Below are 14,381 nucleotides of genomic sequence, written 5' to 3' on the forward strand. Positions count from 1 at the left end.
GCCTAGACGTCGATGGCCTTGTCCGATTGCATGCGCTTGCGCAATTCGAACTTCTGGATCTTGCCCGTCGACGTGCGGGGCAGGGGACCGAAATAAATGGCTTTCGGCACCTTGAAACCGGCCAGGTTGTTCTTGCAGAACGCGATCAATTCCGCTTCCGTCACCGTGCCGCCTTCGCGCAATTCGACGAAGGCGCACGGCGTCTCGCCCCATTTTTCGTCCGGCTGGGCGATGACGGCGGCGGCCAGCACTTGCGGGTGGTGGTAGAGCGCATCTTCCACTTCTACGCTGGAAATGTTTTCGCCGCCGGAAATGATGATGTCCTTGCTGCGGTCCTTCAGCTTGATATAGCCGTCCGGATACATGACGCCGAGGTCGCCCGTGTGGAACCAGCCACCGGCGAACGCTTCCTGCGTCGCCTTTTCATTTTTCAGATAGCCCTTCATGCAGATGTTGCCACGGAACATGATCTCGCCGATCTGTTCGCCGTCGGCCGCCACGGGCTGCATCGTTTCCGGGTCGAGCACGGCGACGGCGCTTTGCAAGTGGTAGCGCACGCCCTGGCGCGATTTCAATACGGCCCGCTCTTCCTGCGACAGCGCGGCCCACTCGTCCTGCTCGGCGCAGATGGCGGCCGGGCCATACACTTCCGTCAAGCCATACGAGTGGATCAGGTCGAAACCCATGGCTTCGATCTTCGCCACCATGGCCGCCGGCGGCGGCGCGCCAGCCACCATGCCGCGCACGGTCCAGCTTATGCCGTCGCGCCAGTTGGCCGGCGCGTTGGCCAGGGCCGCATGCACGATGGGCGCGGCGCAATAGTGGGTGATGCGCAATTCGCGCATCAGGTCGAACACGAGCTTCGGTTCGAACTTGCGCAGGCACACGTTGACGCCGGCGCGGGCGGCGACCGTCCACGGGAAGCACCAGCCATTGCAGTGGAACATGGGCAAGGTCCACAGGTAGACCGCATGCTTGGGCATGTCCCACTCTAATATGTTCGACAGGGCATTGAGGGCCGCGCCGCGGTGGTGGTAGACGACGCCTTTCGGGTCGCCCGTGGTGCCGGACGTGTAGTTGAGGGCGATGGCGTCCCATTCGTCCGCCGGCGGCTGCCAGTCGTACTCGGGGTCGCCGCCGGCCAGCAGGCTTTCATAGTCGAGGTCGGAAAAAGCATCCACTTCCGGTCCCAGCAGGTCGTTGACCTGGATCACGCGCAAGCCGGGAATCTGCGCCGCCATCTGGCGCGCCAGTTCCGCAAATTCCGTGTCGGCCAGCAAGACTTTCGCCTGGCCGTGGCGCAGCATGAAGGTCAGCGACGCCAGGTCGAGGCGGATGTTGAGGGCATTGAGGACGGCGCCGGCCATGGGAACGCCAAAGCTCGCTTCCACCATGGCGGGCGTGTTCGGCAACATCACGGCGACCGTATCACCCGTGCCCACGCCCAGCTTGACGAGGCCGGACGCCAGGCGGCGCGTGCGCGCATACGTTTCGCGCCACGTCTGGCGCAGGCTGCCATGTGCAATTGCCAGGCGATTGCCATATACTGCGGCTGCCCTGGCGATATAGTCGAGCGGGGTGAGGGCGGCGTAGTTGGCGCTGTTCTTGCCGAGGCCGGTGTTGAAATCAGGTGTCATGCTTGTCTCCTGGTAAAAGAATCTTGTAGCTCCCTGTTTCGGGATTGATGGGGCCAGCATAGCACCGGCGCTGTAAAATCACTGTCATCTTAGTGACAGGTCTGAAGGATGGAATGGATAGCAACGATAGTGTAGACCGTGCCGTGCCCGAACTCGACAGCCACGACTGGTTCGCGGCCCTCGATGCGCGGCACCAGACCCTGTTGCGCGCCGGCAGCGTGGTCCGGCATGTCGAGGCGGGCGCCTTCATCACGCGGCGCGGCGAACCGTCCGCGCACTGGATCGGCGTGCACACGGGCTTGATCAAGCTGGCCGTCTACAACGCCGATGGGCGCGGTGCCACGTTTTCCGGCGTGCCGGCCGGCGGCTGGTGCGGCGAGGGCAGCGTGCTCAAGCGCGAACTGCGCCGCTACGACGTGGTGGCCGTGCGCGCCGCGGACATCATCCTCGTGCCCGCGGACCTGTTTCATCTGCTGCTGGCCGAGAGCCTCTCCTTTAACGCCTTCGTCATCCGCCAACTGAACGAACGCATGGGGCAATTCATCGCCACCATCCAGAACCAGCGCCTGCTCGCCGTCGACGCGCAAGTGGCGCAAGCCATCGCGCAGCTGTTCCACCCCATGCTATATCCGCGCACTTCCCGCGTGCTTGAGCTGTCGCAGGAAGAAATCGGCTTGCTGACCGGCATTTCGCGCCAGCGCGTGAACCAGGCGCTGGGCCATCTGGCCGAACTACAGCTCATCAGCATTGCCTATCAGTCGATTCGCGTCGTCGACCTCGACGGCTTGCGCCATTACGGCGTAGCGTCGCTGTGATGACAGACTGCCTGCGCGATGTATGGCATGCTGGCGGCTCGTTCACCACATTGACCTGACGCATGGCCCTCGTTTCCGATCATCCCTTGCACTTGCTGGGCTTGCGCTTTCCGCTCCGGCTGCGCGTCACCGTGCGCCAGGGTTTTGTGACCTTGCACAATGAAATCACGACCAAGAAGCTGGCCAGCGGCGACAGCTTCGTCGTGCCCGCCTTTTTGCGCTTCGCTTGCGACGTGATGCCGGGGCGGGGCAAGCCGGCCGTGTTTACCTTGGCGCTGGAAGACGACGAGCCCGATGGCGGCCACGGCGGCGGCAAGCGCTGGAGCCAGGCGCTGGCCCAGCATATCTTTGATACGCCGCAAGGCAAATGGACGGCGGCGCGCCTGGCGGCCCTGTGGCAAGTGACGCCGCACAAGGCCAGGGCACGATTGTTTTCCGAAGGCGAGGCATTGCTCAGCCTGGTGCGCGAACAGCGCTTGGCGCACGCGCTGCACACGGCGGCGCAAGCGGATGCCGATGGCGAACACGGCGAGCGCGACCTGGCGCAAGTGGCGGCCGGCTCGGGCTTTGCCTCGATCCCCGCGTTTTGCGACGCTTGCGTGGATGTGGCCGGCGTGCGCCCCAGCCTGTTCCTGCGCGGCCAGGCGCCCGGATAGCCAGACTCCGTTATAATCGGGCCATGGGATCTTTATTGAAGCGCAAACAGTGGCCTATGTGGTTCGCCTGCCTGGCGATACTGCTCAATGCGCTGTCGCCATCCCTGTCGTATGCGTTTGCCTCGCAGCACGCGAACGCGAACAATGCCGCCGTCGAGATCTGCTCGGCCAGCGGCGCCGTCTACACGCAAGCGGACCTGGCGCCCGCCGCCACATCCACCACCGGTTCCGTGCTGCACCACATCGAGCATTGTCCGTTCTGCATCAGCCATGCGGGCAGCGTGGGCCTGCCGCCGCCGTCTTCAGTGCCGTTGCCCGTCATCACGGGCCACGACGACTATCCACCCTTGTTTTACCAGGCGCCGCGAGCCCCGTTCGCGTGGCTGGCCGCCAGCCCGCGCGGTCCGCCTTTGGCTGCCTGAACGCCCAGTCACGCCTTCCACGTCTTAACTGTATCCACTACGCCCATCGGGCCGGAATTATCATGAAACGTCGTCTTTTCCTTCTCGCCGGCACGGCGGGATTGCTTACGCTTGCCGCTTGCGAACAAGCGCCGAAACCCCATTACAACGGCCTCGACTTGACGGGAGGCGATTACAAGCCCGACTTCAAATTGAGCGGCCCCGACGGCAAGATGTACACCCTGGCCGACTTCAAGGGCAAGTATGTGATGGTCTTCTTCGGCTTCACGCAATGCCCGGACGTGTGCCCGACAGCATTGTCGCGCGCACTGGAAATCCGCCAGAAGCTGGGGCCGGATGGCGACAAGCTGCAAGTGATCTTCATCAGCATCGATCCCGAGCGCGATACACCCGAGTTGCTGGGCGAGTACATGCGCGCCTTCGACCCCAGCTTCCTCGGCTTGCGCACGGATCCGAAAAACACGGCGCAGACGGCCTTCAATTACAAGGTCTTCTACCGCCGCGTGCCGAGTGGCAGTTCGTACACGATGGACCATACGGCCATCAGCTATGTGCTCGATACCGAGGGCCGCATGCGCCTGGGCTTGAAACACCAGTTGACGGGTGACGAGTGCGTGCAGGACATCAAGACCCTGATGAAATCGAAATACACCTTATAACCACACCGAGGAAATAATCATGACCCATCTGAAAACCCTGCTGGCCACGGCCCTGGCCGTGCTGTCCTTCTCCGCCGTTGCCCAGACTTCCGTGCAGATCAGCGACCCGTGGGTGCGTGCCACCGTGCCGCAGCAAAAAGCCACGGGCGCCTTCATGCAGATCACGGCACCGAAAGCCATGCGCCTGCTGGAAGTGCGCTCGTCCGTGGCCGGCGTGGCGGAAATCCATGAAATGAGCATGGCGGACAATATGATGCGCATGCGCCAGGTCAAGGAAATCGCCTTGCCAGCCGGTAAAGCCGTCGAGCTGAAGCCGGGCGGCTACCATGTGATGCTGCTGGACCTGAAAGGACAAGTGAAGGCGGGCGACAAGATTCCGCTGACCCTCGTCGTCGAAGGCGAGGACAAGCACCGCGAAACGATCGAAGTCAATGCCGTGGCGCGTCCGCTGGGCGCGACTTCGAGCCCGATGCCGGCGATGAAGCACTAAGCTGCGGCAGAGCTTGTAAAAAGCCCGGTACGCCTGGCTTTTTTGCGTCCGTCTGAAAGTTAAACGAGTGTTTGATATAATTCCATACAATATTAAACGGTTGTTTAACCAATGGGTATGACATGAGGCAAGACAAGGGAAACGAAAGAGAAAGCGAACCGGCGCGTGCGCGCATCCTGCAAGTGGCGGCGGAACTGTTTGCCGACGATGGCTACAAGAACACCTCCGTGCGCCGCATCTGCGAGGCAGCCAGGGTGAATGTGGCGATGGTCAGCTATTATTTTCATGGCAAGGAAGAGCTGCACCTGGCCGCCTTCGACCATGCGCGCGACCTGGCGCGCGCCTCGGCCGCGGAGGTGGCTGCCGCCAGCGCGCAGGCGCAGCTGCCGCCCGTGGAGCAATTGCGCCTGGCCATCGAAGCGCTCGTCTCCGACATGTTGCGCTCTGGTCCCGCTTCGCTGTTCAGCCGCCTGGTGGCGCGCGAGCTGATCGAGCCGACGGCGGCCATCCACAAGCTGGCCGAGCGCAATGTGCGTCCGCAGCACGCGCTGTTCACCAGCCTGATCCGTGGCGTCGTGGGGCCGGCCATGCCCGCCGACGTGGTGCAGAAATGCGTGTTCAGCGTGATAGGCCAGGTGGTGTTTTATGCCCGTTCGCGCATCGTGCATGAACTGGTGGTGCCCGAAATCACCTATGACGAGGCAGGCATCGCCGATATCGCCCGGCATATTGCCGCCTTCTCGCTGGCGGCCCTCGACGGCTTGCGCCGCCAGTACGCCGCGCAGGAGCTTGCATGAAGACCAGAAACCTGACCCTCGTGCTGGCCGGACTGGCCATGCTGGGCCCGTTCGCCACGGATACCTTCCTGCCATCGTTTCCCGCGATCGGCACGCATTTCGACGTCAGCAGCGTGCTGGTGCAGCAGACCCTGAGCGTCTACCTGGCTGCCTACGCCTTCATGACCTTGTTCTACGGCACCTTGTCCGACTCGTTCGGCCGCCGGCCCGTGATCCTCGCTTCGCTGCTGATCTTTGCCGCCGGCTCCATCGGCGCGGCGTTCGCGCCCAGCTTTGGCTGGCTGCTGTTCTTCCGCGGCATGCAGGGCGCCTCGGCGGGCGCGGGCAGGGTGATCGGCCAAGCCATCGTGCGCGACAGCTTGTCGGGCGCGGCCGCGCAAAAGATGCTGGCCAATATCATGATGGTGTTCGGCATCGCGCCGGCCATCGCGCCCATCATCGGCGGCTGGCTGCATGTGGCGTATGGCTGGCAATCGACGTTCGTGTTCACCTTTTCTGTCACCGTGCTGCTGGCGCTCGCTTGCCTGAAAGGCTTGCCGGAAAGTTTAGCTGTCGAGCAACGTCAGCCTTTCCATCCGAGCAACATCGCGCGCAATTACTGGCTGGCCTTGCGCCACCGGGCGTTCCTGCTGCGCTCGCTGGCCGTGGCTTTCGCCTTTGGCGGCTTCGCCCTGTACATCGCATCGGCCCCGCATTTCATCCTGGAACTGCTGCGCTTGCCGGAAACGGCGTTTGGCTGGATGTTCATTCCCATGGTGGCGGGCCTGGTGGGCGGCTCGGCCCTGTCCGGCAAGCTGGCCCATGCGGTGAAAAGCACCGTGCTGGTGCGCTGGGGCTTGCTGGCCATGGCGGCCACGGGCGCGCTCAATATGGCTTACAACCACTGGTTCGCGGCCAGCATCCCGTTCGCCGTCGTGCCCGTGATGCTGTACGCGTTCGGCATGTCGCTGGCCTTGCCGGGCATGACGATGTCGACGCTCGATATATTCCCGCAGATGCGGGGCCTGGCCGCCTCCTTACAGAATTTCGTGCAAATGCTGGTGTTTGCGCTGGTGTCCGGTTTTGTCGCACCGTTGCTGTTCGACAGTGCATTCAAGCTGGCCCTGGGACAGGCTTCGGCCGTCGTGCTGGCCGGCATGTTCTGGTGGTTGGGTAGCCGTCAGGGGGTGGAGAAGGGCGCAACGGTGCTTGTCAAGACGATATGACGGGCCTTGGAAAAGGATGGCATGCATTCTGCTTTGTTACACTGTGACAATCAGACCTTGCCGCAGGCAGTGCGGGTCTAAGCAGTTTTGCAACTTTACCTTTGGCTATCATGCACTTGATTAACTCCAGTTTGAACCACGCCTTGCGCGTGCCGCTGGCTGCGGAAATCCACTCGCGGCCGTTCTTGCAGCTCGACGCCCCCGAGCTGATCACCCATCTGGCCGTCTACAAAGACGACAGCGCGGCGCCCGGTGCGTCGAATATGGCGGCCCAGCACGCCACCCTGGCGGCCCTGTGCACGCATTTCGGCGTCACGCCCCCTAGTTCCGAAGCCAAGTATTTTTATTACGACTTTGGCCGCTTCCGCCTGAAATGGGAATGCCACACGGAATTTGCCACGTTTACCTTTGCCGAGCATCCGGGCCAGGCCTTGCCCCTGGAACAGGCGTTCGAACGCATGCCGCTGGAGCAATTGCCGCAGCAGTGGCTGGTGGGCTTGAAGGGCAAGCTGATGGTGGCGGCGCACGTGGTGCTGGAGCAGGCGACCGAACCGGCCGAGATCTTCATGCAGGGCTTGTCGCGCGTATTCGAGGGCAATACCCTGGCCGGCAGCAAGGTGCTGCAGGGCGGCGAATTGTGGACGGATTTCACGATCCAGTCGGACGGCTTCAGCCGTTTCGTCATCCGCGACGCGGGCATGCGCTCGCAGCAGTCGGGCCGCCTCGTGCAGCGCGTGCTGGAAATCGAAACCTACCGCATGATGGCCTTGCTGGGCTTGCCCTACGCCATGCAGGCGGCGCCATCGTTGAACGCCATCGAGAACGAACTGGCCACCTTGGCCGCCGCCATGGTCGATACGGACGACGCGCCGGGAGCCAGCGACGAGGGCGTTTCCGAGCAAGCCTTGCTCGACCGCATCACGCGCCTGGCGGCCCGCATAGAAAAGCTGTCGCTCGACAATAGCTACCGTTTTTCCGCCTCGAAAGCCTACATGGGCCTCGTCAAGGCGCGCATCGACGAGTTGCGCGAAGTGCGCATCGAAGGCATCCCGACGGTCGAGGAATTCATGGATCGCCGTTTGACGCCGGCCATGAATACCTGCGCAGCGATGGCCAGCCGCCAGGAAGCGATGGCGCAGCGTATCGCCAACACGAATGACTTGCTGCGCACGCGCGTGGGCATCGTGCAGGAATTGCAGAACCGGCAAATCCTGCAATCGATGAACGCCCGCGCTGCCCAGCAGCTGCGCTTGCAGCAAGCGGTGGAAGGCCTGTCGGTTGCCGCCATTTCCTATTACGTGATCGGCCTGTTCAGCTACACGGGCAAGGCGGCCAAGGTGATGGGGCTGCCCGTGAATCCGGAAATCCTCGTCGGCGTGCTGGTGCCCTTCGTGGCCGCCGCCGTGTGGCTGGGCTTGCGTCGCATGCACCACAAGCTGCACGCGGACTGAACAGGACGACGCTGCGCTGTCATATTTGCTATCTTTCAACATTCGACCGTCAGGTGTTTTGAAAGGAAGTTGCGTGCTACTGAATGTTGGCGATGTTTACAGTGTGTTTTCGTCCGAGCTGCAGCAGTACGTGGCTTGCCAGATCACCCGCATCAAGGACGTTTCATCGTCCAGGCCGGTAGCTGCCGTGCTGGAGCTGGACTGGACCGGTGACGCTTTGCCTGATGCGGCGGCCGTGCAAGCCATGCGGCCGCTGCTGTGCGACTATTTCTTCTGGAATAACCGCCACGACCACTGCTATGCCACGGCAAACGTGCCGCCTGGCCATACCCTCGTGGGCAATATCGCGCCTTTGGTCGATGTGGAAGTCAACAGCTACCGCAGCGGCTGGAACGTGGGCGACAGCGTGCTGCGCCAGCGCAACTGGGAGCGCATCGACCCGTTGCGGCGCCAGCAATTCAAGGCCGCGTCGGACGAGCGTGAAGTAACCGTCGGCGGTCAGGTTTTCCGGCAGGACACGACGAAAATCAATGACAGCGTCTTGCAGGCGCTGGGCGACATATCCGAGTTGGAACAACTGCCTTGCCTGATGTCCATCGAGACCAGCAATGGCACGCAGGCCCTGATGGAGTTTATCCAGGGCAATCCCTTCATCAATGAGCTGCACTGGCAATCATCGACGGTGCATGCGCTCGATTTCAGCGCCAGTGGCTTGAACCGGCTGATCCTGCAGCCCGATGGCGTTACCAGCCTGGTCTTGAACGAAGGCTTGAGCCTGCTCGCGCTGCGCGGCGCGTCATCGCCGGCGCTGCGCATCGACGACGGCGCCGATGGCCGCCATCTGACACTGCAGTGCACGCAGACGCTGCCGCCGTTCCACGGTCTCGGCCAACTGGGCGGCCTGTCGCTGGTCAGCATGAAAGAGGTCGACCTGGCGCAAGTGGCGCGGCGCTTTCCCTATCTGACGGCCTTGCGCATCTGGGGCAAGCCGGGGCTGGCGTCGCAGATGGCCAGCCTGGCGCAACTGAGCCAGCTGCGGATGTTCACCGCCTATGACCTGTTCGGTTACACGGCGGAGGAGTTTCCATCGGCCACGCAATTGCCGCAGCTGTCGGCCTTGTGGCTGACCAGCTTGCCCGCCGATGTGGCCAAGGCCATCAAGACCGGCTACAAGAGGGCGGCGGCGCTGGGACTGGACTTGTCGGTGACCAAGGCGCGCAAGCCGGAATGGCTGGCGGACAACCTGCTCAACCCGTTCCGCGACTGGGATGGCCGCGAACATATTTCCCCCGCGTATGCGAAAAAGGCGGCGCTGGCCTACAAGAACATGCTGGCCGTGACGCGCGGCATTGATGCCGCCATGGACGCAACGGCGGCCGCCGACGCGCTGGAGGCGATGGTCGCCGCCTATGTCGATGCATTCAACAAGATCGAGCGGCGCGCGAGCATCATCGAGACGGTCGAGCGCGAGGAAATCTACTCGGTGCTGGCGGAACTGCTGGCGCAGCTGGCCGGGCAGGGGACGGTGCTGGTCGATGAGGCGGCCTTGCTGGACCTGTTCGATCGCTTGCGGGAATTCTAATCTCGTTGCCAATCCAGAAAAAAAGTTCTAGACATAGAGTTCTAGAATCGGTATTCTGGCGGCATGTTAAAAAATACCTCCACTCCCCATCCCACGGCCGCCGAACTGGACCTGCTGCGCATCCTGTGGCAGCGCGGTCCGTCCGACGCGCGCGCCGTGTACGAGGCCCTGGCCGCCGAGCGTGCCGACGCCAGTTACGCCACCGTGCTGCGTCAGTTGCAGCTGATGCATGGCAAGGGCTTGCTGAGCCGCGACGAAAGCCAGCGTCCCCAGCTGTATGCGGCCGTCGAAGCGCAGGAAAAGTTGCAGACCAGCTTGCTCAAGGACTTGATCGGCAAGGTGTTTTCCGGTTCCGGCAAGGCGCTCGTGCTGACGGCGCTGCGCGAGCACGTGAGCGACGCGGAGCGCCTGGAAATTGAAAAAATCCTGCGCAGCAAGGATGGCAAGGCGCCATGAACCTGGACATCAGCTTGGGCAAAGAGTTGGGCAACCTTGTCCCGGCGCTGGGCTGGGTCCTGCTGTATTTTGTCTGGCAGGGCGTGATCGTCGGCGCCGTGTCCGCTGTCCTGCTGTGGCTGCTGCGCCATGCCAGCGCCCGCTGGCGCTATGCCGTCTGCGCGCTGGCGCTGCTGCTGTGCCTGTGTATTCCCTCGGCCCACCTGCTGTCTCTGCTGTCGGGCATTTCGCCGGCCCAGCTGCCCTTGGCCGCGCCGCCCGCCTGGCGCGCCGCGCTGCAAGCGTGGATGCCGGCCCTGGTGCTGGCCTGGGGCGCCGGCGTTGGCTTGATGAGCTTGCGCCTGTGCCTGGGCCTTGCCTGGGTCGGCAAGCTGCGCCGCCAGGCGGTGGCCGCCCCGGCCATCTGGCAGGCGCGCCTCGATGCGCTGGCGCGGCGCATGGGCCTGCGCGGCAGCCAGCAAGTGCCGCTGAAGCTGCATGCGGGCCTGGCCAGCCCCGTCACGGTGGGCTTCTGGCGCCCCGTCATCCTTCTGCCGGCCGCCTTGCTGAGCGGCATGCCCGTCGCCTTGCTCGAAGCGCTGCTGGCGCATGAGCTGGCCCACGTGCGGCGCTGGGATTACCTGGTCAATCTGTTGCAAAGCGTGGCCGAGGCGCTGCTGTTCTTTCACCCCGTCGTCTGGTGGCTGTCGGCGCGCATGCGGACCGAGCGCGAACAGGTGGCCGATGCCCTGGCCGCGCAAGCGCTGCAAGACCCGCAGCAACTGGCCACGGCGCTGCACGCCTTGTCCCTGCAGACGGCCGCGCCAAACCATTCCGGCTTGCTGATGTCGGCACGGGGCGGGGCCTTGCTCGCACGCATAGAACGCTTGATGGCGCCCGGCCCTGACACCGGCGGCTGGAAGATGGCCGTGCCCGCCTTGCTGCTGGCCTGCGCCACCTTGCTGCTGCAGATGCAGGGCAAGCCTGAAGTCAATGGGGCGACCCTGGCCGAGGCCGCCGCCGGCATGCTGGACTTGCCCGTCAGCGCGAAACACATGCTGGTGTTCGATGACGCCAGCGGCAAGGTGCTGATGGCGAAAGATGCGGACGCCGTCGTGCCCATCGCCTCGATCACCAAGCTGATGACGGCCATGGTGGTGCTCGACGCGGGGCAGGATCATGACGAGCAGGTGCGCATCGTGCGCGCCGACGGCGAGGCGTCCTTGCAGCGCCACAGCCTGCTGGCCGATGGCGTGGCCGTGTCGCGCGGCGCGCTGTTGCAACTGGCGCTGCTGCCGTCCGAAAACCGCGCCGCCGCCGCGCTGGCGCGCACCTATCCGGGCGGCCGCGGGGCTTTTAATAACGCCTTGCAAGCGAAAATCCGCAGCCTGGGCTTGCGCCGCACCAGCCTGACGGACCCTGTCGGCAGTTCGCCGGCCAATACCTCCACGGCCAGCGAGGTGGCGAAGATCGTCGCGGCAGCCGCGCGCTATCCGGACATCGCGCGCATCACCAGCCACCCGCAAGCGAGCGTGGCCGTCAATGGCAAATGGCGTACCTTGCACAACACCAACCCGCTGGTGGGCAGCAAGGGCTGGGACATTGTGCTGTCGAAGACGGGCAGCAGCCACGAGGCGGGCAGCTGCCTGACCATGCGCATGCGCAGCGGCGGCAAGCACGTCACCGTGGTACTGCTGGACGCCGACGGCGCGCAGCGGCGCTCGCTCGACGCCGGACACATCCGCGACACCCTGGCCGACAGGACCGGCCGCATGTATTGATACCCCCCCGGGCGCGCCAGTGCGGGCGCCCTTCTTTTTTACACTCTGGAGATGAAGATGACACTATTGGCGAAGTTGATGCTGGCTACGGTTGCGACCATGGCGGCTGCTACGGTGCAGGCGAAGACGCCGGCGACCGTGCAGGATAAACCGGTAAATTGCGACAATTGCAAGGAATGGAACGCGCCCGTCAAGCCGTTCAATGTCTTTGGCAATACCTGGTATGTGGGCACGGCCGGCCTGTCCGCAGTGCTGGTGACGAGTCCGCAAGGCCATATCCTGCTCGACGGCGCGCTGCCCCAATCGGCGCCCCTGATCATCGCAAATATCAAGGCGCTGGGCTTTCGTATCGAGGACGTAAAATACATCCTCAATTCGCACGCCCATTGGGACCATGCGGGCGGCATCGCCGCGCTGCAACGGGCGAGCGGCGCCACCGTGATGGCCAGCGCGGCGGCCGCTCCCGTGCTGCAAAGCGGCACCAACGGCAAGGACGATCCGCAGTACCAGGCCGATCCCGTCGTGCACGTCGCCAAGGTAAGCAAGGTCAGCCTGGTAGGCGAGGGCGATACCGTCAAGGTGGGACCGTTGACCCTGACGGCCCACATGACGCCGGGCCACACTCCCGGCGGCACGACGTGGACGTGGACCTCGTGCGAAGGCCAGCGCTGCCTGGACGTCGTGTATGCGGACAGCCTGAACCCGTATTCGAGCGGCGATTTCACTTACACGGGCAAAGGCGGCACGCCCGATATTTCGGCCTCGTTCGAAGCGAGCATCGCCAAGGTGGCTACCTTGCCATGCGACATCATCATCCCCGTGCATCCGGGCACGACGGACGTGCTGGGCAAGGCCGCCAGGCGCAGCGGTCAAGACAATCCCCTGATCGACGCCAACGCCTGCCGCGCCTATGCGGCCGAAGCGGGCGGCTTGCTGGCCAAGCGCCTGGCGAAAGAGCGGGGCGTGGCCTTGCCTGCCGAAGCGAAGGGCGCGGCGCACGCGCATTAAGCTTTTTACTCCGCCGCCTGCCGCTGTTTTTGCAGGCGTTTCAGAAACACCGTCATTTCCTTGCCGGCTTGCAGGTCGCCTTGCTGCCGGGCCACCGTCACGCCGGTGGCCCAGGCGGCCTGCGCTTCATCCAGCCGGCCCAGCTGGTGCAAGGCCTTGCCCAGCAGTTTCCAGGCGGCGGAATAGCCGGGCTGCTGCACCGTGGATTGCGCCAGGTGCAGGGCAGCTTGCTCGGCGTCATGATCTTTCAGACAGGCATCACCCAGGCCAAAGCGCAGCAGCGCGCTGTCGCGCCCCTGCGCCAGCAGGTTTTCCAGCTTTTCACGCATCAAGAGCTCCGTTAATATGCAAGTTAATTCTTGCATATTAACGTTTGATCGTGCAGGAAACAAGCGGCGTTCAATCCTCTACCTCCACCACCAACTTGCCGCGCGCACTGCCGTCCATCTGCGCCGCGTGCGCTTCATGCGCCGTGCGCAGGGTAAAGCGGCGAGGATCGAGCCGCACCTGCAGCTTGCCCGCCTCGATTAATTTGTTGGCTTCGCGCAAGATGGCCCCATGGCGCGCGTGATGCTCACCGCTCAACAGGGGCAGCAGGGTGAACACGCCCGAGTACGTCGCCGCGCGCGCCGTCAGCGGGCTCAGCGCGAACGTGCCCCAGCCCAGGCAGCTGACGACGTGACCGCCATAGAGGCGTGCCGCCTGGAAGCTGGCGTCCAGGGTGGCGCCGCCCACCGTGTCGTAGACGATGTCGAAGCCGGCGCCGCCCGTATGTTCGGCCACGTAATCGTCCACCGTGCTGGTCCGGTAATCGATGAAACGGGCGCCCAGTGCTTCGATGGCGTCGCGGCTGGCCGCGCTGCCCGTGGCAAACACCGTGGCGCCAAGGGCGACGGCGAGCTGCACGGCCATGTGGCCCACGCCGCCCGCGCCGCCATGCACGAGCACGCTGTCGCCCGCCTTCACGCGGGCGCGATCCACTAAACCTTCCCAGGCCGTGATGAAGACGAGGGGCAGGGCGGCCGCCTCGCGCATGCCCAGCGCTGGCGGCACGGACGCCAGCAGTGCTGCGTCGAAGACGCCGTACTCGGCCAGCGAGCCTTGGATGCCGGCTATGCCGCCCGCCATGCCATACACTGTTGCGCCAACGTGAAAAGTCGTCACGCCATCGCCGACGGCCTCCACCGTGCCGGCCACGTCGATGCCGAGGATGGCGGGCAGGCGGGGCCGGGCGTGCGGGGCGGCGCCGGCGGCGATTTTCGTGTCGAGCGGATTGACGCCGCTGGCGGCGATGCGCACGAGGACTTGCCCGGGGCCGGGCTGCGGCACGGGCAGGTGTGCGATGCTCATGGGGGCGGCAAAGCTGGTGAGGACGAGGGCTTGCATGGGATTCTCCTGTGGTTGATGCCCCAGTCTGGGCGGGGATGGCGCAAAGAAAAACGG

15 protein-coding genes are annotated in these 14,381 nt (G+C 64.2%); 12 read left to right on the top strand and 3 right to left on the bottom strand.

Annotation, left to right across the window (positions count from 1 at the left end; translation table 11 throughout):
• Nucleotides 1–2 precede the first annotated feature (2 nt).
• Nucleotides 3–1,637 (bottom strand): acyl-CoA synthetase, encoded by a 1,635-nt coding sequence (locus CLU90_RS01895; protein WP_092712933.1) that lies wholly within the window; start codon nucleotides 1,635–1,637, stop codon nucleotides 3–5.
• Nucleotides 1,638–1,750: 113 nt separating this feature from the next.
• Here CLU90_RS01895 and CLU90_RS01900 point away from each other — a divergent pair, with 113 nt between their 5' ends.
• The 12 genes from CLU90_RS01900 (at nucleotide 1,751) to bla (ending at nucleotide 12,938) form a co-directional block, all read left to right on the top strand.
• The gene (locus CLU90_RS01900) at nucleotides 1,751–2,452 is read left to right on the top strand and encodes a Crp/Fnr family transcriptional regulator (protein WP_100427033.1); all 702 of its coding nucleotides are present in this window, start codon (nucleotides 1,751–1,753) and stop codon (nucleotides 2,450–2,452) included.
• A gap of 62 nt (nucleotides 2,453–2,514) precedes the next feature.
• Nucleotides 2,515–3,108, top strand: coding sequence for a hypothetical protein (locus CLU90_RS29035; protein WP_157808707.1), 594 nt, complete (start codon nucleotides 2,515–2,517; stop codon nucleotides 3,106–3,108).
• Nucleotides 3,109–3,164: 56 nt separating this feature from the next.
• On the top strand, nucleotides 3,165–3,530 hold the full coding sequence (locus CLU90_RS29040; RefSeq protein WP_157808708.1) for a DUF2946 domain-containing protein: 366 nt from the start codon (nucleotides 3,165–3,167) through the stop codon (nucleotides 3,528–3,530).
• A gap of 62 nt (nucleotides 3,531–3,592) precedes the next feature.
• Complete coding sequence (locus CLU90_RS01915) at nucleotides 3,593–4,189, top strand: SCO family protein (RefSeq protein ID WP_092712939.1); 597 nt, start codon at nucleotides 3,593–3,595, stop codon at nucleotides 4,187–4,189.
• A gap of 19 nt (nucleotides 4,190–4,208) precedes the next feature.
• Nucleotides 4,209–4,679: a copper chaperone PCu(A)C gene (locus CLU90_RS01920; RefSeq protein WP_198511127.1), complete on the top strand. Its 471-nt coding sequence runs from the start codon at nucleotides 4,209–4,211 to the stop codon at nucleotides 4,677–4,679.
• 122 nt (nucleotides 4,680–4,801) lie between these two features.
• Nucleotides 4,802–5,476: a CerR family C-terminal domain-containing protein gene (locus tag CLU90_RS01925; RefSeq protein WP_100427036.1), complete on the top strand. Its 675-nt coding sequence runs from the start codon at nucleotides 4,802–4,804 to the stop codon at nucleotides 5,474–5,476.
• Nucleotides 5,473–6,681 (top strand): multidrug effflux MFS transporter, encoded by a 1,209-nt coding sequence (locus CLU90_RS01930; RefSeq protein WP_100427037.1) that lies wholly within the window; start codon nucleotides 5,473–5,475, stop codon nucleotides 6,679–6,681. The genes CLU90_RS01925 and CLU90_RS01930 overlap by 4 nt, the downstream gene beginning before the upstream one ends.
• Before the next feature lie 110 nt (nucleotides 6,682–6,791).
• A complete protein-coding gene (locus tag CLU90_RS01935; RefSeq protein WP_092712947.1) occupies nucleotides 6,792–8,132 on the top strand; it encodes a DUF3422 family protein in 1,341 nt (446 codons plus the stop codon).
• A gap of 73 nt (nucleotides 8,133–8,205) precedes the next feature.
• On the top strand, nucleotides 8,206–9,714 hold the full coding sequence (locus tag CLU90_RS01940; RefSeq protein ID WP_157808709.1) for a hypothetical protein: 1,509 nt from the start codon (nucleotides 8,206–8,208) through the stop codon (nucleotides 9,712–9,714).
• 63 nt (nucleotides 9,715–9,777) lie between these two features.
• The gene (locus CLU90_RS01945) at nucleotides 9,778–10,170 is read left to right on the top strand and encodes a BlaI/MecI/CopY family transcriptional regulator (RefSeq protein ID WP_100427039.1); all 393 of its coding nucleotides are present in this window, start codon (nucleotides 9,778–9,780) and stop codon (nucleotides 10,168–10,170) included.
• Nucleotides 10,167–11,930 carry a M56 family metallopeptidase gene (locus tag CLU90_RS01950; RefSeq protein ID WP_100427040.1) on the top strand — a complete coding sequence of 588 codons (1,764 nt, stop codon included), beginning with the start codon at nucleotides 10,167–10,169 and terminating at the stop codon, nucleotides 11,928–11,930. The genes CLU90_RS01945 and CLU90_RS01950 overlap by 4 nt, the downstream gene beginning before the upstream one ends.
• A 78-nt stretch (nucleotides 11,931–12,008) precedes the next feature.
• Nucleotides 12,009–12,938: a subclass B3 metallo-beta-lactamase gene (gene bla / locus CLU90_RS01955; protein WP_232731043.1), complete on the top strand. Its 930-nt coding sequence runs from the start codon at nucleotides 12,009–12,011 to the stop codon at nucleotides 12,936–12,938.
• A gap of 5 nt (nucleotides 12,939–12,943) precedes the next feature.
• Here bla and CLU90_RS01960 read toward each other — a convergent pair whose 3' ends face one another.
• On the bottom strand, nucleotides 12,944–13,267 hold the full coding sequence (locus tag CLU90_RS01960; protein WP_100427041.1) for a hypothetical protein: 324 nt from the start codon (nucleotides 13,265–13,267) through the stop codon (nucleotides 12,944–12,946).
• 70 nt (nucleotides 13,268–13,337) lie between these two features.
• Nucleotides 13,338–14,324, bottom strand: a complete 987-nt coding sequence (locus CLU90_RS01965; RefSeq protein ID WP_100427042.1) for a zinc-dependent alcohol dehydrogenase family protein — start codon at nucleotides 14,322–14,324, stop codon at nucleotides 13,338–13,340.
• Nucleotides 14,325–14,381: the final 57 nt, after the last annotated feature.

It is taken from the genome of Janthinobacterium sp. 67 (assembly GCF_002797895.1).
Lineage (GTDB): Bacteria > Pseudomonadota > Gammaproteobacteria > Burkholderiales > Burkholderiaceae_D > Janthinobacterium.